At 70.8% G+C, this 23136-nt stretch carries 18 protein-coding genes; 5 read left to right on the forward strand and 13 right to left on the reverse strand.

Annotation, left to right across the window (positions count from 1 at the left end; translation table 11 throughout):
• Positions 1-16: 16 nt before the first annotated feature.
• Complete coding sequence (locus ACFWW9_RS10480) at positions 17-1333, reverse strand: FG-GAP repeat domain-containing protein (protein WP_390374304.1); 1317 nt, start codon at positions 1331-1333, stop codon at positions 17-19.
• A gap of 59 nt (positions 1334-1392) precedes the next feature.
• Positions 1393-2721 (reverse strand): FG-GAP repeat domain-containing protein, encoded by a 1329-nt coding sequence (locus tag ACFWW9_RS10485; RefSeq protein ID WP_390374306.1) that lies wholly within the window; start codon positions 2719-2721, stop codon positions 1393-1395.
• A gap of 128 nt (positions 2722-2849) precedes the next feature.
• On the opposite strand from ACFWW9_RS10485, the gene ACFWW9_RS10490 reads away from it, so the two are divergent.
• Positions 2850-5858 (forward strand): BTAD domain-containing putative transcriptional regulator, encoded by a 3009-nt coding sequence (locus ACFWW9_RS10490; protein ID WP_390374308.1) that lies wholly within the window; start codon positions 2850-2852, stop codon positions 5856-5858.
• Positions 5859-5944: 86 nt separating this feature from the next.
• Positions 5945-6610, forward strand: a complete 666-nt coding sequence (locus ACFWW9_RS10495; RefSeq protein WP_390374310.1) for a M15 family metallopeptidase — start codon at positions 5945-5947, stop codon at positions 6608-6610.
• Between the two features lie 52 nt (positions 6611-6662).
• Here the strand turns inward: ACFWW9_RS10495 and asnB are convergent, their stop codons facing one another.
• The gene (gene asnB / locus ACFWW9_RS10500) at positions 6663-8504 is read right to left on the reverse strand and encodes an asparagine synthase (glutamine-hydrolyzing) (RefSeq protein ID WP_390374312.1); all 1842 of its coding nucleotides are present in this window, start codon (positions 8502-8504) and stop codon (positions 6663-6665) included.
• Between the two features lie 151 nt (positions 8505-8655).
• Positions 8656-9093, reverse strand: a complete 438-nt coding sequence (locus ACFWW9_RS10505) for an Lrp/AsnC family transcriptional regulator (protein WP_390374314.1) — start codon at positions 9091-9093, stop codon at positions 8656-8658.
• Positions 9094-9234: 141 nt separating this feature from the next.
• On the opposite strand from ACFWW9_RS10505, the gene ACFWW9_RS10510 reads away from it, so the two are divergent.
• The 3 genes from ACFWW9_RS10510 to ACFWW9_RS10520 all read left to right on the forward strand — a co-directional run bounded on the left by ACFWW9_RS10510 (position 9235) and on the right by ACFWW9_RS10520 (position 14501).
• Positions 9235-10509: an ArgE/DapE family deacylase gene (locus tag ACFWW9_RS10510; protein ID WP_390374316.1), complete on the forward strand. Its 1275-nt coding sequence runs from the start codon at positions 9235-9237 to the stop codon at positions 10507-10509.
• Between the two features lie 234 nt (positions 10510-10743).
• Positions 10744-11724 (forward strand): RNA polymerase sigma factor RpoD/SigA, encoded by a 981-nt coding sequence (locus ACFWW9_RS10515; RefSeq protein ID WP_390374318.1) that lies wholly within the window; start codon positions 10744-10746, stop codon positions 11722-11724.
• Positions 11725-11864: 140 nt separating this feature from the next.
• Positions 11865-14501, forward strand: coding sequence for a SpoIIE family protein phosphatase (locus tag ACFWW9_RS10520; RefSeq protein WP_390374320.1), 2637 nt, complete (start codon positions 11865-11867; stop codon positions 14499-14501).
• Between the two features lie 16 nt (positions 14502-14517).
• Here the strand turns inward: ACFWW9_RS10520 and ACFWW9_RS10525 are convergent, their stop codons facing one another.
• From ACFWW9_RS10525 to ACFWW9_RS10565, 9 genes are all read right to left on the reverse strand, one after another.
• On the reverse strand, positions 14518-14880 hold the full coding sequence (locus ACFWW9_RS10525; RefSeq protein ID WP_390374322.1) for a hypothetical protein: 363 nt from the start codon (positions 14878-14880) through the stop codon (positions 14518-14520).
• A 243-nt stretch (positions 14881-15123) separates the two neighbouring features.
• Entirely contained in the window at positions 15124-16209 is a 1086-nt protein-coding gene (gene tal / locus ACFWW9_RS10530) for a transaldolase (protein WP_390374324.1), read from the reverse strand.
• Between the two features lie 20 nt (positions 16210-16229).
• The gene (tkt, locus tag ACFWW9_RS10535; protein WP_390374326.1) at positions 16230-18440 is read right to left on the reverse strand and encodes a transketolase; all 2211 of its coding nucleotides are present in this window, start codon (positions 18438-18440) and stop codon (positions 16230-16232) included.
• A gap of 314 nt (positions 18441-18754) precedes the next feature.
• On the reverse strand, positions 18755-19021 hold the full coding sequence (locus ACFWW9_RS10540) for a GlsB/YeaQ/YmgE family stress response membrane protein (protein ID WP_390374328.1): 267 nt from the start codon (positions 19019-19021) through the stop codon (positions 18755-18757).
• A 364-nt stretch (positions 19022-19385) separates the two neighbouring features.
• Positions 19386-20528 (reverse strand): glutamate--cysteine ligase, encoded by a 1143-nt coding sequence (locus ACFWW9_RS10545; RefSeq protein WP_390374329.1) that lies wholly within the window; start codon positions 20526-20528, stop codon positions 19386-19388.
• Positions 20477-20869 (reverse strand): ankyrin repeat domain-containing protein, encoded by a 393-nt coding sequence (locus ACFWW9_RS10550; RefSeq protein ID WP_390374331.1) that lies wholly within the window; start codon positions 20867-20869, stop codon positions 20477-20479. The genes ACFWW9_RS10545 and ACFWW9_RS10550 overlap by 52 nt, the downstream gene beginning before the upstream one ends.
• A 317-nt stretch (positions 20870-21186) precedes the next feature.
• On the reverse strand, positions 21187-22065 hold the full coding sequence (locus ACFWW9_RS10555; protein WP_390374333.1) for a helix-turn-helix domain-containing protein: 879 nt from the start codon (positions 22063-22065) through the stop codon (positions 21187-21189).
• Positions 22066-22173: 108 nt separating this feature from the next.
• On the reverse strand, positions 22174-22509 hold the full coding sequence (locus tag ACFWW9_RS10560) for a hypothetical protein (protein WP_390374335.1): 336 nt from the start codon (positions 22507-22509) through the stop codon (positions 22174-22176).
• On the reverse strand, positions 22506-22769 hold the full coding sequence (locus tag ACFWW9_RS10565; protein WP_390374337.1) for a zinc finger protein: 264 nt from the start codon (positions 22767-22769) through the stop codon (positions 22506-22508). Before ACFWW9_RS10565 ends, ACFWW9_RS10560 begins: the two co-directional genes overlap by 4 nt.
• Positions 22770-23136: the final 367 nt, after the last annotated feature.

Here is a 23136-nt window from a genome sequence, read left to right on the forward strand (position 1 = left end):
CCTCCCCGGTCCGCCCTCAGAAGTACGGGGACCAGCCCGCGCCGTGGACCACGGCCTTCGCGAACTTGTTCATCCCCAGTCCGCCCCACGTGTAGAGCACGCCGTCCCGGATCGCGCCGACGTCGGTGTGCCCGTCGCTGTCGATGTCCCCCAGGTCCATCAGCGTGGCGGCGTACGGGTCCCAGCCCGCGCCGATCACGACCCCGGCGGCGAAGTTGTCGCTGCCCTTGCCGTTCCAGATGTAGAGCTCGCCGTCCTTGACGGCCGCGATGTCACCGGTGCCGTCGGCGTTGAAGTCACCGCCGACGGGCCTGCTGAACGCGCTCCACCCCGCGCCGTGGACGACGGCCTTGGCGAACTTGTTCATCCCCAAGCCGTCCCACGTGTAGAGCACGCCGTCGCGGATCGAGCCGATGTCGTCGTGGCCGTCGCGGTTGATGTCACCGAGGGTGAACAGCGTGGCCGCGTACGGGTCCCAGCCCGCGCCGGTGACGACGGCGGTGGCGAAGTTGTTGCCGCCCTTGCCGTTCCAGATGTACAGCTCGCCGTCCTTGACCGCGGCGAGGTCGCTGACGCCGTCGGCGTTGAAGTCACCGGCGATGGGCTTGCTGAACGCGCCCCACCCGCCGCCGTAGGTGATCGCCGACTCGAAGTTGTTGTTGCCCTTGCCGTTCCAGATGGTGATCACGCCGGTGGCGGTGGAGAAGATGTCGCCGTTGCCGTCGTTGTCGAAGTCCGCGCCGTCCGAGACGCCCGCGGTCCACAGGGCGTCGACGATCTTCTGCGCGTCACCCGACTGCGGCTGGTAGCGCTCGGGGAACGCCGAGACCTGGACGGCCTGGCAGACCTTGCCGATCTGGTCGGTCTGCCAGTCGACCTTGGTCAGGTTCAGCATCGTGGTGAGGAACATGTTCGTGGACTTCTTGGGGTTGACCCGGTCCGCGACGCTCCCGTAGTTCGCGCGCTGCTGGAACAGGCCGACGCTGTCGTGGTCGACCGCGTCGTCGGAGTTCTGCAGACCCGACTCGACGATCACGGTGGTGATCGCGATGACCGCGGCCCGTTCGGACAGGCCGCGATCTCGAACGGCGTCGACGATGACCCGCGCGCAGGACACGCGGTAGGCGGTCATGTACCCCTTGAGCTTCGCGGTCAGGACGCCGTTGAGCTGGGTGGCCAGCGTGGCGTCCCGGCCGGTGGTGCCGGAGCTGTCGCAGGCGACGGTGCTCGCGGCGGCGAAGTCCGGCTCGGCGAGAGCGGGAGACGTGGTGATGAGCAGCGCGGCGAGCGTCACGGCCGCCGTTGTTGCACGACGGGTGAAAGTGGTGGACACGATGGGACTCCCCAGGGATAAGGGGCCGGGGCGCCGTCTGGCGCCCCGGCACGGGACGCTTAGAAGTACGGGGACCAGCCGGCGCCGTGGACGACGGCCTTGGCGAACTTGTTCAGGCCCAGCCCGCCCCACGTGTAGAGCACGCCGTCCCGGATGGCCCCGACGTCGGTGTGGCCGTCGTTGTTGATGTCACCCAGGTCCATCAACGTGGACGCGTAGGGGTCCCAGCCCGCGCCGATCACGACCCCGGCGGCGAAGTTGTCGGCTCCCTTGCCGTTCCAGATGTAGAGCTCACCGTCCTTGACCGCGGCGATGTCACCGGCGCCGTCGGCGTTGAAGTCGCCGCCGATCGGCTTGCTGAACGCGCCCCAGCCCGCGCCGTGGACGACCGCCTTGGCGAACTTGTTCATCCCCAGGCCGTCCCACGTGTAGAGGACGCCGTCGCGGATCGAGCCGATGTCGTCGTGGTTGTCGTTGTTGATGTCGCCGAGACTGAACAGGGTGCCCGCGTACGGGGCCCAGCCCGCGCCGGTCACGACCGCGGCGGCGAAGTTGTTGCTGCCCTTTCCGTTCCAGATGTACAGTTCGCCGTCTTTGACCGCTGCCAGGTCGCTCTTGCCGTCGGCGTTGAAGTCGCCCGCGATGGGCTTGCTGAACGCGCTCCAGCCGCCGCCGTAGGTGACCGCGGGGGCGAAGCTGTTGTTGCCCTTGCCGTTCCAGATGGTGATCACGCCGGTGGCGGTGGAGAAGATGTCGCCGTCGCCGTCGTTGTCGAAGTCCGCGCCGTCCGAGGCGTTCGAGCCGCCGCCGACGATCTTGTCGTAGCGGATGCCGCGGTAGCCGCTCAGCTCGGCCCAGCGGTCGATGTTGTGGTTGGTCTTCTGGCCGAAGGTGTTCTCGGAGTAGACCCACGCGCCCTCGTGGTGGTCGCTCGCGTCGACCCACTTCTCGAACAGCTCGATGTGCCCGCTGCGCAGCAGCGCGTCACCCGGCAGCAGGTCGTCCAGGTCGACGTAGGACTTGCCCGAGTAGTCGGCGAAGTCGCCGGTGTTGAGGTCCCAGCCGTCGGACTTCTTGGGCAGGTGCCACGCCATCGCGACCAGGCCGGAGCAGTCCGGGCGGTACTTGTGGCTGTCACCGTCGGAGATGGCGTCGTTCTGGTCCTGGCTGTACCAGGTGTCGCCCCGGCCGAACCAGTACTTGGCGCGGGCGATCACCTCGGAGCGGGAGATCGTGCCGCCCACCGAGGACTCGGCCGCCGCTTCCGGCTGCGTCCCGACCGCGGTGTCCAGCGCGAGGACGCCGGTGGTGAGGGTGAGGACGGCCGCGAACGCGGAGACGAGTCGGAGCGTCCGCGAGGTGGGCCGTGCGGAACCGGATCTGTTCATGATCGCCTTTCCTGGGGATGATGTCGTTCGACAGCAACGAGATTCCTGGGGACGGCTGTAGCGGCGGTTCAACTCCCGTTACAGCGACTCGCCGCTGTCGACGGCTTTGGGTGTCCTGGGGAGGACGGATGAGGTTTTTCCTGCTCGGCCCGATGGAGGCCTCCGGCCCGTCGGGTCCGGTGGTGCTGCCGGGGGTGAAGCCGCGGGCGTTGCTGGCCGCGCTGCTGCTGGAGCACGGCCGGACGGTTCCGGTCGACCGGCTGATCGGCGTGGTGTGGGGAGAGGACCCGCCCGCCACCGCCCGCGCGGTGGTCCAGACCTACGTGGCGACGTTGCGGCGGACGTTCGACGGCGCGGGCCTGCCGCCGGTCATCACCTCCGACCGCCACGGCTACCGCGCCGACCTCCCGGCGGACGCGCTGGACGTGCACCGGTTCGACCGCCTGGTGGAGCAGGGCAGGCAGGCCGCGCAGGACGGCGACCACACGGGCGCGGGGCGGATCCTGGCGACCGCGCTGGCGCTGTGGCGCGGTCCCGCGTTCGGCGGGATCGGCGAGTCGTTCCTGCGGGCCGAGGCCGTGCGGCTCGACGAGCTGCGGCTGACCGTCCTGGAGGAGCGGATCGACGCGGACCTCGCGGCGGGGCAGGGCGCGCGGCTGCTGGCCGAGCTGACCGGGCTGGTCACCGAGCACCCCACGCGGGAACGGTTGCGCGCGAGCCTGATGGTCGTGCTGTACCGCGCGGGCAGGCAGAGCGACGCCCTGGAGGTGTACGAGCGCGGGCGGCGGGCGCTGCTGGACGAACTGGGCATCGACCCCGGCCCGGAGCTGCGCCGCGTGCAGGCGGCGATCCTGCGCTACGACCCGGACCTGCTGCCCGCGGGCACGTCCCGGACCCCGCGGCAGCTCCCGTCACCGCCGTCGGACTTCACCGGCCGCGAGACCGAGCTGGCCGCGTTGTCCCAGGTGCTCCGCAGACCCGGCGGGATGCCGATCGGCGTGGTCTCCGGCGCGGGCGGCACGGGCAAGTCCACCCTCGCGCTGCGGGTCGCCCACGACCTGGCGGAGCACTTCCCCGACGGGCAGTACCACGTGGAGCTGCACGGTTCCACCGCGAGCCCGGCGACGCCCGAGGAGGTGCTGGGCCGCGTCCTGCGCGACTTCGACTCGGCCACGACCGTGCCCGGCTCGGTGGAGGAGCGGGTCGCCCGGTACCGGACGGTGCTCGCGGGCACCCGCACGCTCATCGTGTTCGACGACGCCGCGAACGAGGCGCAGGTGCGCCCGCTGCTGCCCGGCGGCCCCGGCTGCGCGGTGCTCGTGACCTCGCGCAACCGCTTGCCCGCGCTCGCGGGAGCGACGTTCGTCGAGCTGGGCGTGCTGCCCGCCGACGCGGCGGACCTGCTGCTCACCCGGATCGTCGGGGCCGAGCGCGGTGACGCCGAACCCGCGGCCGTCACCGAGATCACCCGGCTGTGCGGCCAGTTGCCGCTGGCCATCCGCGTCGCGGGCGCGCGGCTGGTCTCCCGCAGGCAGTGGACGCTGTCCCGGTTGGCGGACCGGCTGGCGCGGGAGCAGGACCGGCTCGACGAGCTGGCGGTGGGCGACCAGCAGGTGCGGGCCAGCATCAACCTGAGTTACGAACTGCTGCCGGAACTGGCCAGGAAGGCGTTGCGCCGCTTGGGACTGCTCGGTCTGCCGGACTTCCCGGCCTGGATCGCCGCCGCCGCGCTGGAGGTCGAGCCCGACGACGCGGAGGACGTGCTCGAGGCGCTGGTCGACGTGTCGCTGGTGGAGGCGGACGGCGCGGATCCCCTGGGGCTCATGCGCTACCGGCTGCACGACCTGGTGCGGCTGTTCGCGCTGGAACGCGCCACCGCGGAGGAGACCGCCGAGGCGCGGGCCGCCGTCGTGGAACGGGTGGTGGGCAGCTGGATCTGGCTGGTCGAGCGGATCGACGAGGCCGCGCCGCTGTTCCTGCCGTCGGTGCAGGCCGGGTTCCGCAAGGGGCGGCCCGTCGACCCGGAGATCACCCGGCGCGTCGTGGACCGGCCGTACGACTTCTTCCGCGCGGAGGAGCCGACGCTGACGGCGGCGGTCGAACTGGCCTCGGCGATGGACCTCGACGCCCTCGCGATCGAGCTGGCCACGGCGTTGTCCGGCAGCGCGTTCGGCGGCCACCACCGGATCTTCGCCGACCCGTTCGGGGCGTGGAAGCGCACCCACGACGTGGCGCTCGACGCGGCCCGCCGCAACGACAACGTGCTGGGCGAGGCGACCCTGTTGGCCGGGCTCGGCCAGCTGCACTACGAACTGGACGACTTCCCGGCGTCACGGGCGCACCTGAGCCAGGCGCTGCCGATGTTCCGCGCGGCGGGTGACGTGCGCGGGGAGGCCACCACCCTCGCCGCGCTCGGCGCCGCCTGCCGGGACCAGGGCTACCTGCCCGAGGCGCTGCACTTCGTGGACCAGGCCCGCAAGATCTGGAGCGGGCTGCCGGAGGCGGGCGGGATGGGCAACGCCCGCAGGCTGGCCGGGACCGTGCACGTCGAGATGGGCCACTACGCCGAGGCGTACGCGGCCCTGACCGAGGCGCGCGCGGCGTTCGCCGAGGCGAGTTCCCGGCGCGGCGAGGCGCTGACGTTGCGCAGCCTGTCGCTGTACCACCGGGCCCGCGGCGAGTGGGCGGACGCGGAGGCGTGCGCGCGGGCGGCGCTCGCGATCTTCGAGCAGACCGAGGACCCGATGCTGGTGGCCTACTGCGAGCGGGCGTTGGCGAAGGCGCTGCTGCGCCGAGGGGACTCCGCCGAGGCCCGGCGGCTCGCGGAGCGGTCGCTGGCCGTCAGCCGGACGCTGGCGGACGCCTTCGGCCAGGCGTGCACCCTGCGGGTGCTGGGCGAGATCCACCTCGCCGACGGCAGGCTGTACCAGGCCGAGCAGTGTCTGGAGGACGCGCTGGCGCGGTGGACGGACCTGCGCGTCGAGCTGTTCCGGGCCCGGACCCAGCGCACGCTGGCCGAGGTGCACCAGGCGTTGGGGAACGTGGACACCGCGCGTCGGATGACCGCGGAGGCGCTGGAGACGTTCCGCCTCTGCGGGGCCCGCGACCACGCCGAACTCACTGGAACCGCGGTGTAGGCCGGGTTACAGCGTTCTTGCAGCGGGGCGGTGCACGGTGGGCGGCGGATCGCCAACCGTGCCCGACCCCGGAGGAACGTTCACCCATGCCGCCGTTCGTGTTGCTGTCGGACCCCCGCGTCGCCGCCGTGCCGATCCGGGAGACCGGCGAACGCCTGGTGGACCTGCGGGACGTCGACGCCATCCGGTTGGACGACCGGATGGCGGGCGCGGGAACGGCCTACGCGCACGTGCGGGTCAGCGTCGCGGACCGCTTGGTGGCGGCGCAGTGCAGGCTCCCCCGCGACCTGCGCCTGCTCGTGGTCGAGGGGTACCGCCTGCGGGTGGTGCAGGAACGGGACTTCGCCAGCAGCCGGGCCAGGATCGCGCGCGCCAACCCGGACTGGACGGAGGAACGGGTGTGGCGGGAGGCGGCCACGTTCGTCTCGCCGCCGGAGGTGGCCCCGCACGTCTCGGGCGGCGCGGTGGACCTCACCCTGTGCACCGAGGGCGGCCTGGAACTCCCGATGGGCACGGCGGTCAACGACACCCCGCCCGAGTACGGCCCGGAGTGCTTCACCGCGTCCCTCGCCATCGACGCGGAGGCGCGGGCCAACCGGTCGACGCTGATCGAGGCGATGTCGGCGAGCGGCTTCGTGAACTACCCGAGCGAGTGGTGGCACTGGTCCTACGGCGACCGGTACTGGGCCTTGGTGACGGGAACCGCGCACGCGCCCTACGGCCCGGCGACGCTCACGTCCCGGCGCGGGTGAGTGGACCTGACCACCGGCGCACCCGCGATGGGCGTGCCGGTGGTCGAGCGGTTCAGGCGAGCCGCAGCTCCGGGTGGTACAGGTCGAACCAGTGGTAGAGGTCCAACGTCCGGTCGAGGCCGATCCGCTGCATCGACGACATCCCCGCCGAGTCCACTTCGGACACCCGGTGCACCCAGTCGCGGTCGACGACGTCGAAGACCGGGCTGTCCTTCTCCGCCAGCACCTCCTTCACCTGCTGCTGGAGGGCGGCGGCGTAGCCGGGGTCCTGGGTGGACGGGTACGGGCTCTTCACCCGGTCGCGCACCGAGTCCGGCAGCACGTGCTTGGTGGCGTGGCGCAGCAGGCTCTTCTCCCGGCCGTCGAAGGTCTTCAGCGACCACGGCGTGTTGTAGACGTACTCCACGAGCCGGTGGTCGCAGAACGGCACGCGCACCTCCAGCCCCACGGCCATCGACGCGCGGTCCTTGCGGTCCAGCAGCATCCGGACGAACCGGGTCAGGTGCAGGTTGCAGATCGTCCGCATCCGCGCCTCGCGCTCGGACTCGCCGTCGAGGTGCTCCACGTCCGCCACGGCCGTGCGGTACTGGTCGGCCACGTACGCGTCGAGGTCCAGGGTCTTGGCGACACCGCTGTCGAGCAGCGAGTGCCGCCCCGACATCAGGCCGTTGCGGAAGGCCAGCCACGGGAAGGTGTCGGCGTTCACCGCGGCCTCGTCGTGGAACCAGCGGTAGCCGCCGAACACCTCGTCGGCCGACTCGCCGGACAGCGCGACCGTGGACTCGGCGCGGATCGCCTTGAACAGCAGGTACAGCGAGGTGTCCATGTCACCGAGCCCGGCGGGGAGGTCGCGGGCGGTGATCACGGCCCGGCGCACGGCCGGGTCGGTCAGCTCGGCCGGGTTCAGCACGACGTCCTGGTGCGCCGAGCCGACCAGCCGCGACACGTCGCGAATGTAGGGCGAGTCCGGGGTGTCGCGCATCTCGTCGGGCGTGAAGTTCTGCTCCTGCCCGACGAAGTCGACGGAGAACGTCCGCAGCTGCTCCCCCCGCTCGGCGAGCCGCGTGGCCGCGAGTCCGGTGATGGCGCTGGAGTCCAGGCCGCCGGAGAGCAGGACGCAGCGCGGCACGTCGGCCACGAGCTGCCGGTCGACGATGTCGGTCATCAGCTCGCGCACCCGTTCGACCGTGGTCTCCTGGTCGTCGGTGTGCCGCTTGGCGTCGAGCTTCCAGTACGTGCGGGTCCGGATGCCCTCGCGGGTCACCGTCACGATGGTGCCCGGCCCGACCTCGCTCATGCCCTGCCACAACGACCAACCGGGCCGCTTGGTGAACCCGAACAGCTCGCGCAACCCGTCCGCGTCGACCACGGGAGGGGCGAGCGGGTTGGCCAGGATCGCCTTGGGCTCGGACCCGAACAGCACGCCGTCACGGGTCGGGTAGTAGTAGAACGGCTTGATCCCCATCCGGTCGCGGATCATCACCAGCTTCCGGTCCCGCTCGTCCCAGATCGCGAACGCGTACATCCCGTTGAGGTGGTCCACGACCGCGTCGCCCCACTGGAGGTACCCGTGCAGGACGACCTCGGTGTCGCTGTCGGTCAACCAGGTGTGCCCGAGCCCGGTCAACTCCTCGCGCAGCTCGGTGAAGTTGTACGCCTCACCGCTGTAGACCATGGCCACGTCGCCGTTCGGCGTGCTCACGCTCATGGGCTGCCGACCACCAGGCAGATCGATCACGGCGAGCCGCCGGTGCCCGAGCGCCACTTCCCGCCGCACCCACGTCCCCCGGTCGTCGGGCCCGCGGCAGGACATCGTCTCGGTCATGGCGTCGACGGTCTCCCGCCGCCGCGTCAGATCCACTTCGTAGGAAACCCAGCCGGCGATCCCGCACATGCGCTGCCTCCTGAAGTTACTTAGCATTCACAACTACTAGTAACCCAGGTGTAACACTCCACCCGTCGGATGTCTGCCCGAATTGCACGCTCTGTCGCCGATCGACTACCCGTTGTGCCAAGAGTCACTCCGGTGGGCTACCCGGTCCACGTCACGGCCGAGGACGGTTGATCAGCCGCGACAGCACGATGACGCTCTCGGTGCGGTCGACCGCACGGCTCGCCCGCACCCGCTGGACCGCCCTCTCCAGGTGCGGGATGTCCGCCGCGCGCATGTACACCATCGCGTCCGCAGCACCGGAGACCGTGCACGCCTCGATGACCTCCGGGATCTCCTCCAACGCGCGCCGCAACTGCTCCGGCGTCGGATTGCCCGAGCAGTAGACCTCGACGAACGCCTCCGCGTTCCACCCGAGGGCCTCGGTGTTCACCAACGCCGTGAACCCGGCAATGACCCCGTTCGCCACAAGCCGGTCCAACCGACGCTTGGCAGCGGACGGCGACAACCCCGCCGCCTGACCGATCTCGGCGTACGTGCTCCGGGCGTCACGGGTGACGCAGCGGATGATCTCCTCGTCGATGCTGTCCACGACGTCCCTCGCAAAAAATCGTCACCCACTGGCGAATCCGCACAAAAAACCGACGCTACCAGCAGCTTTCGCCGATTGATCGCGCCACGAGACCCCTCCTAGGCTTCACCCGTCACGTTGAGACGACCACGACGAGGTGCCTTGAACGCGTCACTCAGCCCGGCCGAGTCAGCCGCGCTCGCGGCCATCGACGAGACCGCGATCGCCGAATCCCTCCTGGCGCTACTGGCGATCCCCAGCGTCACCGGCTCCGCCGCCGAGTCCGACGCGCAGCACTGGCTGGCCCGCAGGCTGGAGCGGCTCGACCTCGACGTCGACCTGTGGTCCATGGACCTACCCGACCTCCGCGCCCAACCGGACTTCCCCGGCTCGGAGGCACCACGCGACGAGGCCTGGGGCTTGGTAGCAACCACCACCTCCGGCACCGACGGCCCCGCAGTGATCTTGCAAGGCCACGTCGACGTCGTCCCACCAGGCGACCCAGCCCGCTGGATCGGCGACCCGTTCACACCGAGGACCGTCGGCGACATCGTGCACGGCCGAGGCGCCTGCGACATGAAGGCCGGCGTCGTAGCCAACCTCGCCGCACTCGAGGCCATCAGGGCAAGCGGCGTGCGCTTGCGAGGCCGCGTGGCGGCACACTTCGTCGTCAGCGAGGAAGACGGCGGCCTAGGCGCGTACGGCACCCTGCGACGGGGCCACACCGGCGACGCCTGCGTCATCACCGAACCGACGAGCGGACGCCTGGTGACCGCGAACGCGGGCTCAGTGACCTTCCGCATCGAGGTCTCTGGCCAAGCCACCCACGGCAGCACACGAGACGCGGGCGTCAGCGCGTTCGACGCCTACCTACCAATCCACCACGCCCTCACCCGCCTGGAGACCGACCGCAACACAGACCCGGATCCCCTTTTCTCCCAACACCGCCTGCCCTACGCCCTGTCCGTGGGCACGGTGCACACAGGCGACTGGGCCAGCAGCGTCCCCGACCTGCTGGTCGCCGAAGGACGCCTAGGCGTACGCCTGGATGAGGACCCCGCTGAAGCCAAGTCCCAATTCGAACAACGCGTAGCGGAAACCTGCGCCTCCGACCCCTGGCTACGCAACCACCCCGCAACCGTGACATGGCCCGGCGGCCACTTCGCCAGCGGCAAACTCCCCGCAGGCAACCCATTGCGCGACTTGGTAAGCACCGCCTACGCAGACGCCACAACCCAACCACGTCCGGAGGAGTGCGGAGCCCCCTACGGCAGCGACCTCCGCCTCTACGCGGCGGCCGGGATCCCGACCCTCCAATTTGGACCAGGCGATGTCCGCCTGGCCCACGGCCCTCGCGAACAGGTCCCCATGATCGAGGTGCTCGCCGTGACCCGAACCCTGGTCCTCACCGTCCTCAGGGCGGCGGGAACGCGGTAGCCTCCGCCACCACGCCCGCTCCGGGAGCTGCCGGATCCGGACGCCTGCCGTCCTTTCGGGTACCCCCTTTCGATGTCGCGAACGCGTTCCCGAACCAAGGAATGCGAGACGCAGCGGTTCTGTTGAACCAGTGCCGGCCCTTCTCGGGCGCACGGGTGATGGACCGTCGTTGCCGCGGACCACCCCACCTCCACTTCACCGAACCCGCGGGTGCGACCCGACAAGGAGATGATCATGTCGTTGCCGGAAGACCGCCCGACCAGGTCCCGTGCTCCTCGAGGGGAGTGGTCACCCGACGCGGACCTGATCGGCCACTACCTGCGCGAGATCGGCACGACGCCGTTGCTGACCGCCGAGCAGGAGGTCGACCTGTCCCAGCGGATCGAAGCGGGCCTGTACGCCGTCGAACTGCTCCGCCGGGCCGAGGACGGCGAGAGCGCGCCGCTGGACGCCGAGCGCGGCCGTGAGCTGCGGGTGATCGCGCGGGAGGGGGAGCACGCGAAGGACCACATGATCCGGGCGAACCTGCGCTTGGTGGTCTCGGTGGCCAGGAAGCACTCGGCGCGCGGGCTGCCGTTCCTGGACGTGGTGCAGGAGGGCAACCTGGGACTGATCCGCGCGGTGGAGAAGTTCGACCACACCAAGGGCTACAAGTTCTCGACCTACGCGATCTGGTGGATCCGCCAGGCGATCGAACGCGGACTGGCCGACCAGACCCGCACCGTCCGGCTGCCGGTCCACGTGGTCGAGCAGCTGTCACGGGTGCGGAAGGCCGAGCGCGGACTGCGGTCCGAGTCCGACCGCGAGCCGACGGCCGAAGAGGTCGCCGAGGTGGTGGAGCTGCCGGTCGCCAGGGTCGTCGAACTGCGCAAGGCCGGGCGGAACACGATCAGCCTGGAAACGCCGGTCGGGGACGACGGCGGCACGTCGATGGCCGACCTGATCGAGGACACCGACGCCGTTCAGGCCCACGAGGCCGTCGAGCGGGAGGGGTTCGCCGGAGAACTGCGCGCCCTGGTCGACACGCTGCCCGCCCGGCAGGCGCGGATCATGACCCAGCGCTACGGCTTGGTCGACGGCCGCGCCCGCACGCTGAAGGAGGTCGCCGACGAACTGGGCCTGACCAAGGAGCGGATCCGGCAGTTGGAGAAGGAGTCCCTGCGGCTGCTGCGCGACCCGGAGCGCAACCGGGCGTTGCTCGCCTGGACCGGATGACCTCGTTCGCGCATGACCAGGGGCGGACTCGGTGCCGCGTCACCGCGAACGAGACCCGCGACGAACCGCGTCGCGGGTCTCGCACGAACGTGAAAACATGACGGTGACGGAGTTGACGACGCCGATTTCCCAGGAGTGATGTGGAGGACCTGGACGCCGGAGGCCTCTCGCACCTCGTGGCCACCGTCGGGGCTGACGGCTCCTTCGCGGAGCTGAACGCGGCGGGACGGGCGATCCTGGGCATCGGGCCCGCCGCGGACGTCACCTCGACCCGGTTCGACCGGTTCGTCGCGGACGAGGCGCTCATCGCGGTGTTGGCCGCGCCCGACCGGGCGTGGTCGGGCGACACGAGCCTGCGGGTCGACGGCGTGGACGTCGAGGTCTTCCTCGTGTGCACGACGTCCTCCGAGCCTCCGGGCGGTCTCACGGTCGTGGCGCGCGTCCTCGCGGGTCAGGGTGTCGACGAGCGGTTCCTCGCCGACCTCGAACGCGAGTGGCAGTCCGTGGAGGACGCCGAGCAGGTCATGGCGCTGGCGACGCGGCTGTTGGGCGAGCACCTCGGTGTAGACCGGTGCGCCTACGCCAGGACCGAGGCGGACGAGGACCACTTCGTCATGAGCGGGGACCACGCCACGGGACTGCCGCACCTGACGGGCCGGTTCGCGATGTCGCAGTTCGGCGAGGGGTGTCTGCGGGCCATGCGCGCGGGTGGGGCGTGGGTGGTGGACGACAGCCGGGTCGACGACCGGCTGCGGGACGACGACCCGGCCGCCTACCAGGCCACGGGCATCCGCGCGGTGATCTGCCAGCCGCTGATGAGGAAGGGCCGGTTCGTCGCCGCGATGGCCGTGCACCAGGCGACCGCCCGGCGGTGGACACCCGCGGAGATCGCGCTGGTCGCGGCCGTGGTCGACCGGTGCGGGGAATCGCTGGAGCGGGCCAACGTCGCCAGGGCGCTGCGCGACAGCGAGCAGCGCTACCGGCTGCTGGTGGAACGCGCCACCGACGGGATCTGGGTCCTCGACGAAAAACTGCGGTTCGTCGAGGTCAACCCCGCCGCGTGCGCGCTGCTCGGCTACGACCGCGCGGACCTGCTGGGCACGTCCGTCACCGACCTGTTCGTCTCCGGGTACGAGAGCACCGTGGCCGAGCTGTCGGCGACGACGCGGGAAGCGAACGAGGTGTGGGAGGTCCGGCGGGCTGATGGCACGGTGCTCGCACTGGAGTTGAGCGTCCAGGGCACGCCGACCGGGGTGCAGGCGATCGCACGGGACGTGACGGCGCGGCAGCGCGAGGAGACCGAGCGGGAGCTGCTGCGGCAGCACGAGCACGAGATCGCCGAGACCCTCCAGCGCAGCCTTCTCCCCCGTCGGCTGCCCGAGCTGCCGAGGCTGGCGGCGTCCGCTCGCTACCTGCCCGCCTCGGCGCTGGCCCAGACCGGGGGCGACTGGTACGAGGTCCTCCAGATCTCCGACACCACCGTCGCGCTGTCGGTCGGCGACGTCGTGGGCAAGGGCCCCACCGCCGCCGCGGTGATGGGGCAGCTGCGCACCGCGCTGGCGATCTCCCTGCTCGACGGGCACTCCCCCGCCGCGGCACTGGAACGCCTGGACGCCTTCGCGCTCCGGGTGAACGGCGCGGCGGGCAGCACGTGCGCGTGCTTGACGTTCGACTGGTCCACGGGCCTGCTGCGCTGGGCCGTGGCCGGACATCCGCCGCCGGTGCTGGTGAACGCCGGTGCCGCCCGGTTCCTCGACGAGGGCGGCGGGCCCGTGCTCGGCGTGCGAGGGCGGGACGCCTACCGCGAGGAGATGGCCGTGCTCGCACCGGGGGCGTCGGTCGTGCTCTACACGGACGGGCTGGTGGAACGCCGTGACGCGCCCATCGACACCGGTTTGGAGCGGCTGCTCGACGCCGTCCGCGCGGGCGGCGGCCTCGCGCCCGACGCGCTGGCCCACGAGGTCACCGACGCGCTACTGGCCGACGGGCACGACGACGACGTGGCGCTGCTCGCCGTGCGGTACCTGCCCGAGTCCCTGGTCAGACGTGGTGTTCCCGCGGAGTCCGTCCAGCTCGGGGTGATGCGGCGCGCGGTCGAGGAGTGGGCGTCCGGGACGGGCCTGTCGCCGGACGCGCTGGACGACCTCCAGCTCGCGCTGGGCGAGGCCGCGGCCAACGCGGTCGACCACGCCTACCCGCACGATCCCGGCGACTTCGACTACGAGGTCACCCGCACCGCCGAGGGCCGGATCGACGTCGTCGTACGGGACCGCGGGCGGTGGCGACCGGAACCGACGGACAACGGAAACCGCGGGCGGGGTGTGCGGATCATCGAGGCGCTGTCCGAACGCGCGGTCTTCGACCGCGGGCCCACCGGCACGACCCTCCGCTTCCGACTCGCGGCCGACACGGTCGGACTCCCCGTGGCATCGCACCCCGGACCAGCTCCGGACGACTCCGCCGGGGCGCTGGCGGTGCGGCTCACCGGAGACCTGGACCTCGCCCGCGTGCGGGAGGTGCGGGCCGAATTGCTGGCGCGGATCTCCGCGGCGGCCCGTCTCCGGGTCGAGGTCGACCTGACCCGGTTGCGGTACCTGAGCAGTTCCGGCATCGCGCTGCTGCTCGACCTGGCGGCGGAGACCACGCGAACGGGCGGCAGGCTGACCGTGACCGCCGCGCGGGGCAGTGCTCCGGCGAGGATCCTGGAGCTGTCCGGGCTCGACGGGATCTCCACCGGGAGCAACCTCGTGGTGGCCACGGCGCCCGTCGAACCCTGATCACTCGCAGTGGCGGTCACCGGTCCGGGCTGCTCCCGATCACCAGTCGGGGCGCGGTCGAGTCGTCGGGCACCGGCAGGACCAGCAACTCCGTGACGACGTCCACCAGCGTGCCCGTGCGGATCCACACGAGGTGGTCGTCCGGATTCGTGCGGACCGCGCGCACGTCGCTGCCGGACCGAACGCGAATGGCGTCGCACCACCCGTCGTCCCACGTCCGAAAACCGTCGAGCTGATCCGGGTCGGATCCTCGCGGCAGGAACGTCCAGCCCGCGTCACGGAGCACGAGCAGCATCGCGATCTCCGGGAAAGCCGCCACAGCCGCGGTGTCGACGGCGTTCACCGCGCCTCCGGCGGTGATCTGCGCTCCGGGTGTCATGATCGGACATCGTCCACGACAGGCCGGTCCTACAGGTCAAAAACAGGGCAAATCAGGGCAACCGGACGTCGGACAGGAACAGGAACCGCTCGTCCGGCGTGCCCTCGGGCACGACGATCGGGCCGAACCGCGCCTGCGGCCTTGCCCTGGTCACGGACTTCCTCGGTGACCTGGACCTCCTCGTTTCCCTGCCATGTCAGTGCTTCCACGTCGACTCATCGAGCAGCGGACCGCCAGGAATCGTCAGGCCCTGTCGCGCAACTGTTCCCGCACGGAATCGGTGAGGTCGTCCCAGGCGTCGGCGAACTTGCGCACGCCCTCGTCCTCCAGCACCGCGAAGACGTCGTCGAGGTCGACCCCGGCGTCGGTCACGGCTTGGAGGACGGCGGCCGCGTCGGCGTAGGTCTCCTGGACCGGGCGGCCGAGTTGCCCGTGGTCGGCGAAGGCCAGCATCGTCTTCTCCGGCATGGTGTTCACGGTGTCGGGCGCGACCAGTTCCGACAGGTACAGCGTGTCGCTGTAGTCGGGGTTCTTCACCCCGGTCGACGCCCACAAAGGACGCTGCTTGCTCGCACCCCGTGCTTCCAACGCTTTCCAGCGGTCGGAGGAGAAGACCTCCTCGTACGCCTGGTAGGCCAATTGAGCGTTGGCGACACCGGCCTTGCCCTTGAGCGAGGAGTCGTCGAGCCGCTGGTCGATCTCGGTGTCCACTCGGGACACGAAGAACGACGCCACGCTCTCGATGCCCTCGAAGGACGCGTCGGGGTCGAGCGCGCGCTTCTCCAGCCCGGCGAGGTAAGCGTCCATCACGGCGCGGTAGCGCTCGAGGCTGAAGATCAGGGTGACGTTGACGCTGATGCCGTTGGCGATCGTCTCGGTCATGGCGGGCAGGCCTTCGACGGTCGCCGGGATCTTGATGAACAGGTTGGGCCGGTCGACCAGCCACCACAGGTGGGCGGCTTCGGCGGCGGTCGCGTCCGTGTCGTGCGCCAACGAGGGCGCTACTTCCAGGGACACGCGGCCGTCCCGGCCCGTGCGCGCGGCGACCGGGGCGAGCACGTCGCAGGCGTCGCGGACGTCGGCGGCCGTGATCACCCGCAGCGCCTCCTCGACGGTGACCCCGCGCACCGCCATGGCGTGCAACTGGTCGTCGTAGGACTTCGAGCCGCTGATGGCGGCGGCGAAGATGGAGGGGTTGCTGGTCACGCCGACGACGGAGTGCTCGTCGACGTGGGTTTGCAAACCGCCGCCGTGGACGAGGTCGCGGGACAGGTCGTCGAGCCACACGGCGACGCCGGCTTTGGACAGGGTGGCGAGGTTCTGTGTCATGGGTTCCTTTCCCGTGGTGGTCACGAGCCGTCGGCGGTGCGCGTCTCGAGCCCGCCCACGACGTCAGCGCCCGCGGCCGGGCCGACGCCCTTCGCGGCAGCTTCGAGGCTGTCGCGGGCTGCTGCGACGACGGCGTACTCGGTGAGCCCGAACTGCTCGTACAGGACGGTGTAGGCGGCGCTGGCGCCGTAGCGGTCCAGCGCGACGATCCGGCCGGCGTCGCCAACGAACTCGCGCCAGCCCTGGGCGACGGCGGCCTCGACGCTGACCCGCGCGCGGACCGCAGGCGGCAGCACCTCGTCGCGGTAGGCCTGGTCCTGCTCGGCGAACCACTCCTGGCACGGGATCGACACCACACGGGTGGGGATGCCGTCGGCTTCCAACCTTGCCCTTGCGGCCACAGCGATCTGCACTTCCGACCCGGTGCCCATCAGGATCACATCGGGCCGTCCGGTGCCGGCTTCCGCCAGCACGTAAGCGCCCTTCGCGGCGCCCCCGGCCGAGCCCATCACCGAGCGGTCGAAGACCGGTAGGTTCTGCCGCGACAGGACGATCCCGGCGGGACGGTCGTTTTGCTCCAGGATCGTGCGCCACGCGACGGCGGTCTCGTTGGCGTCGGCCGGTCGGACGACGTCCAGGCCGAGGATCGCCCGCAACGCGGCCAGGTGTTCGATCGGCTGGTGGGTCGGGCCGTCCTCGCCGAGGCCGATGGAGTCGTGGGTCCACACGTAGGTGACGGGGATCTGCATCAGCGCGGCCAGCCGGACGGCGGGGCGCATGTAGTCGGAGAACGTCAGGAACGTGCCGCCGTACACGCGGGTGCCGCCGTGCAGCGCGATGCCGTTCATGATCGACCCCATGGCGTGCTCGCGCACGCCGAAGTGCAGCGTCCGGCCGTAGGGGCCACCGCTCCACGCCTTGGTCTGGTTGCCGGAGGGCAGGAACGACGGCTCGCCCTCGACGGCGGTGTTGTTGGACTCCGCGAGGTCGGCCGAGCCGCCCCACAACTCGGGCAGCGCGGGGTACAGCGCGGCCAGCACCAGCCCGGACGCCTTGCGCGTGGCCATCCCCTTGGGGTCGGCGTCGAAGACCGGCAGGGCGTCGAAGGCGTTCGACGGCAGTCGGCGGTCACGCATCCGGTCGAACAGCGCGGCCCGATCGGGGTTGGCGGAGCGCCAGGCGTCGAAGGCGGGTTGCCACCGGGCGTGCTCCGCGCGGCCGCGCTCGGCGACCTCACGGACGTGCGCGAGCACCTCGGGTGCGACGTCGAAGCTCTTGTCCGGGTCGAAACCGAGGACCTGCTTGGTGGCCCTCACCTCGTCCTCGCCGAGGGCGGATCCGTGCGAGGCCCCGGTGTTCTGCTTGTTCGGCGAGGGCCAGGCGATGATCGTGCGCAGCACGACGAGCGACGGGCGGTCGGTCTCGGCCTTGGCCGCGGCCAGAGCGGCGTCCAGGGAGGCCAGGTCCTCGCCGTCGTCGACGTGCTGGACGTGCCAGCCGTAGGCCTCGTACCGCTTGCCGACGTCCTCGGTGAACGCGATGGTCGTGTCGTCCTCGATGGAGATGTCGTTGTCGTCGTAGACCATCACCAGGTTGCCCAGGCGTTGGGTGCCCGCCAGCGACGCCGCCTCACCGGAGACGCCCTCCTCCATGTCACCGTCGGAGGCGAAGACCCAGACGGTGTGGTCGAACAGGCTGTCCGCACCGGGGTCGGGGTCGAGGAGGCCGCGTTCCCGGCGGGCGGCCATGGCCATGCCGACGGCGTTGCCGACGCCTTGGCCCAGCGGGCCGGTGGTGGTCTCCACACCGGCGGTGTGGCCGACCTCGGGGTGGCCGGGGGTCCGGGATCCCCAGGTGCGCAACGCCTCCAGGTCGGCCAGCTCGAGGCCGTAGCCGGAGAAGTACAGCTGGACGTAGAGGGTCAGCGACGAGTGGCCCATGGACAGCACGAAGCGGTCGCGAGCGACCCAGTCGGGGTCCGACGGGTCGTGCCGAAGCCACTTCTGAAACAACAAGTAGGCCAGCGGCGCCAGGCTCATCGCGGTGCCGGGGTGACCGTTGCCGGTCTTCTGCACGGCGTCCATCGCCAACACCCGCGCGGTGTCGATGGCCTGGCGGTCCAGGTCGGTGAAACCGTCCGGCAGCGTCGGGGTCGGTTGGGCCAGTTTTCCGGTGGGGGTGTCGGAGGCGGCTTCGGCAGGCGCCTCGGACTCGGTGCTCTTGTCGGTCATCGGACACGTCCTTCGAGGTTGGTCTGGTGACCGTCGGGCGCTCTCGTGGTGGGTGTGCGCGGCGATCAGCACCGACAGCCCGGCGCACTGGAGAAACCCCACGGCCGAAAGGACGTCCACGGGCTCGTCACAACACGGTGGGAAGGGGCAGCCCGACTGCTCACGTGACAGCAAAGCGTCGTGAGGGCGGGGTCAAGGCGCTCCCGGCGGAGGACATCACCAGGCTACCCCGCACACGGTCGTCCAACCGTTCACCGACAGGAAGAAGCCCCGGCCGACAGTGTCGGCCGGGGCTTCTTCCACGTCTTGCGGGGTCAGGCGTGTGAGCGTCGACCGGTCACGAGCCGGTAGATGCCGAGCAGCACCAGCGAGCCCAGGATGGCCAGCAGCCAGGTGCTGAGGTCGAAGAAGCTGTTGATGTCGCTGTTGAACAGCGCGCGGCCGATGAAGCCGCCGAGGATGGCGCCGACGATCCCGATCAGGATGGTGACGATGATGCCGCCGGGGTCCTTGCCGGGCATGATCGCCTTCGCGATGGCACCCGCGATGAGCCCCAGAACGATCCAACCCAAGATGCCCACGATGACGTCTTCCCTTCTTCGGCGGCAACGACGGACCGTCGTCGACCCTTGCTGTTCGCGGGCCGGTTTCCCGAGGGATCCTCGCGCCAAACGTGCGAAGTCGGCGGAATCGCGGGCCTGGTTCCCGTTGGTCCGACCGGGGTAGTCCCTCGCGAGCGATCGGGCCGGTGGTCCTGATCGTCGTGGCGGTGGTGGTCGGCTTCTTGGTCGCCGAGGTCGTGAACTGGTCGACGTCGTTCCAGCCGAGTGCGTCCCGCGCGACGGGCGAGGTCGTCGGCGACGTCCGCCAAGCCGTCCAGGTCCGCACCGAGGTGGACCGTCCCGGCGGGCTCGCACGAGTTCGCCGTTCCGTGTGCGCGCCGGATCATGCACCGGGTCCCGTCACGGACGACGTGCGGCCGGCCACGAAGTCCACCGCCGCGCCCCTCCCCCGCACAGCGGCGGAACGCTGCTGGTCAGCGCCTGTTCCGTTGGCGAGGAGTTCCTTGAGGAGCTTTCGCACCAGCGCGGCGTCGCCCGTGTCCTCGAGGGCGGCGGCGACGTGGTCGACCAGACCGGTCGCCAAGTCCTCGGCGGGCACGGCGCGGCCCAGCCGGAGGTCGACGCCGGGTCCGGCCACCCCGTGCCGCGCGGCGGACCACAGGGCGGCCGCCGCGGTCTGCGGGTCGATCTCCGGGCCTTCGACGCCCCGATCCAGGTCGGCCAGCGCGGTGCGCACGAGCGCGCGGGTCAAGGCCGCTTGCAGCACCGCGCCGTCGACCGTCAACGCGGTGTCGGGCGCGCGCACCTCGACCGTGGGGTACGTGGGAGAGGGGCGGATCAGCCAGAAGCTCATGCGCTCGTCGACCAGCACGCCGCACTCGACCAGGCGGGAGACCTCGCGGTCGTGCTCGGCCGCCGACCCGAACCGCGGTGGCAGGCCGGAACCGGGGAACGCCGCCTGGCGCATCGTCCGCCAACTGCCGTACCCGGTGTCGCGGCCGTCGCCGAACGGGGAGTTCACCGACAGCGCCAGCAGGGTCGGCAGCCACGGCCGCAGGTGGTTGGCCACGGCGATGGCCGTGTCGCGGTCGGGCACACCCACGTGCACGTGGCAACCGCACGACTCGTAGTCCTCCACGACCGCGCGGTACCGCTCCGCGATGGCCTCGAACCGGGCCCCGGAGGTGGTCCGGACGTCCTGTCCCGGCAACGGCGGCATCCCCGCCGCGAGGAGCAGCGCGTCCTCCTGACGGGCGGCCTCGGCCAGCCGCTCACGACCCGACACCAGGTGCTCGCGCACCTCGTCCACGTCCTCGCACACGCCGGTCGAGGCCTCGACCTGCGAGGTGAGCAGTTCGGCGTGCGCGAGCCCCGGCCCGTCGGGCCGCACCCGCTTCAGCACGGCGGGCGCGCGCGGCACGGTCCGCCGGGACACGCGGTCGGCCAGGAGGAACTCCTCCTCGACACCCATCGTCACACCACCACGAGTGCTGGTGATCGTCGTCTTGGCGGTGTTCTGGTCCATGGGTCGGGGAATAACCGGGTGGAGCGGTTCGAACCCTCGGTCGTATCACCGGTCCGCGGTGAGCGGGTCCAGCATCTCCGGGAGTTCGAAGAACGCGCGATGTCGAGCGCTGAACGACCACCGAGCGCCGGGTCCACGCCTGCCGCGAGCAGCGCGCGAACGGTCTCGGGGTGGTCGTGGTAGGTCGCGAGGATCACCAGCGAGTCCCCGGCGCCACTGGCGAGGTTGACGGGCACGCCCGCGTCCACGGCCTCGGCCGGCCCGGCGGTGTCACCGGCACGCGCCAGGTCGAGAACCGACCGCAGGAAGTCCAGCTCGGCGTCCGTGAGTGCTTCTGCCACGGGGAAAACGTGTTGAAGCAGGAGAACCGGCTTCGGACTCCAACGTCCGGCTCGTTCGCCACCAGTGGAGCACTCCGCTACCAGCCGCGTGCTCGGGAGGCAGGGCGGACAGCGCCGCACGAGCCTGGTCGCCGCCGACGACGCGCCGCTCAACCGCACTTGGTTCTTCGCGTCGCCGTTCACGTTGCAGTCAACCGCCCTGTCCCCGAGCCGTGTCCGCCCGTCGCATGGTGATCATTATCGACTCGTTCGAGTGAGTGGTGGTCCGCTATTCCGACCACCGAACACGCACGAGGTGTCATTCGTTCAGGTGATCGTTATGACCGGGCATCATCGCTACCGGCCGCGGCAGGTGCGGGCGGTGCCACGGACGTGGACAGGCGGCCGTAGTGGTCGACCCAGTACAGCAGGAGATCAAGCGAATCCGACGCGGTGAGCGCCACCTCGTCGAGCCTGCTTTCCTTGGTGCGCCATCGATTCACCAAGTCGACGTCGTCGTAGACCACGGTCAAGCAGTCGATCTCGGCGTAGACGACCGACGGGAACCTGCGGAACTCGAGCTGCGAGCCGCCTTGACCGAGCCTGCTGAGACTGGCGCTGCGGGGGATGATCCTGAGCGTGATCACGCCTCTGCTCACCATCATCGCCAACGCGGTGAGCTGGTCGTGCATGACGGCAGCGCTACCGACGACCCCGGACAACGCCATCTCTCCGAGGTACACCACGACGCAGGGAGCCGTCACCCCGTAGAGGAGGCGGTTTCGTCTCGCCATCCTCGACTCGACCGCGGCGTCCACGTCAGCGCCTGCCTCCAGCTCATCGTTCAGCAGCGCGCGTGCGTAGTCGGCGCTCTGCGCGAGGCTCGGCACCACCACAGGTGCGTACGTCGTGACCGCGGTGGCCATCGCTTCGTGCATCGCCACGACGGTCAACGCTTCGGGCAACCGGTTGCCGTGACGTCGCACGAAGTACCCGGCGTCGAACTCCTCGACCAGGGCGCGCAGCGTGCCCTCGGTCTCGGGCCCCACGCTGCACAGGCCCAGGAGCCGCGCCACGTCCCAACTGCTCGGGCGTCGAAAGCCTTTCTCGATCTTGCTGAGCTTCGACGCGGACCAGCCGAACTCCTCACAGGCCCGCGTCGCCTTGATGTTCGACCGTTGTCGGGCGAGTCGGATCTCCTGACCGATCTCACGCATGTGGAGGGTAGCGCGGCGGGGGTTTGCGTCGTCGGTTATCACCAGGTCAACCTTCGGTAGTCGAATCCGGTCCGGCAGGATCCACTGTGGACTGCCGGGGAGTGGGAGTCAGGGGTTTCGCTTACGCCACCGGCGATGCCTGGCGGGGCGAAGCGGCCGTTCGTCGTAGGTGACGATCGCCAGCTGGAACTCGGTGAACTGGCGGCACAGCCGAGGGCCGCGTCGTCGTCGGGAAGCGCAGGCGACGCAGCGCCCGTCGGCGTCGGGCACGTGGTCGGCCAGCAGGGCACGCAGTCCGGCGAGCAGTCGGGGAAGGTGTTTGCGGGCGATCTCGGCGGCGGCGTCCCGGTCGCCGTTGAGCGCGATGTCGACCAGGTCGGTGAACTGGTCGAGCACCTTCTCGCGCACGGCGCGGAACACCAGCGCGTCGTCGGTCCCGCTCATCGCCGCGCCACCGCCCGTTTCGCGACAACGCGATGGCTCGTGGCCGGGCGGGGGAACGGGAGGATGCCTTCCCGTTCCCGCCACGACGCGTCGCACGCCAGGCAGGTGGGCCAGCACCACTCGCTTTTCGTCGGCGGATCGTGCGGGACGGCCAGTTCGCGCCCGCACAGGGTCTTGGCCACGTCGCCGACCACCAGGCTCGCCGGTATCGCGTGCCGTCCACCGTCGTGGGGCAGCCAGCGGAATTCTCGGTGCGCCATCACGTCGTCCCGTGGAGTGCGCTGTGGTTCATGGGGTGTCCTCGTGGTTGGTTGACGCGTTTACCGACACGGGTGGGGTCGCCTGTCGGGGGAAGCGGGCGACCCCACCCGTGCCCGGTCCGCACGGGGGCGCGATGCGGGACCGGGAGCGCGGGCCGACAGCCCGCACCTCGGGGGCGACGGGTGCACCGGGCGCTGCGCAGACCTCGCGCGCACCAGTGCTGCCCGCCGCCGACATCCGGCCCATCGGGGGCCGGTAGCAGTTCGACGAGCCCGACACGACCAACCATGAGTCGCGCTCTTCCGGTCTTCGCCGTTAGGGTGTTCCAAGTGTTGCGGAACTAGACTGACTGTTCCGCAACACTTG

Origin of the sequence: Umezawaea sp. NPDC059074, assembly GCF_042738955.1 — a bacterium.
GTDB lineage: Bacteria > Actinomycetota > Actinomycetes > Mycobacteriales > Pseudonocardiaceae > Umezawaea.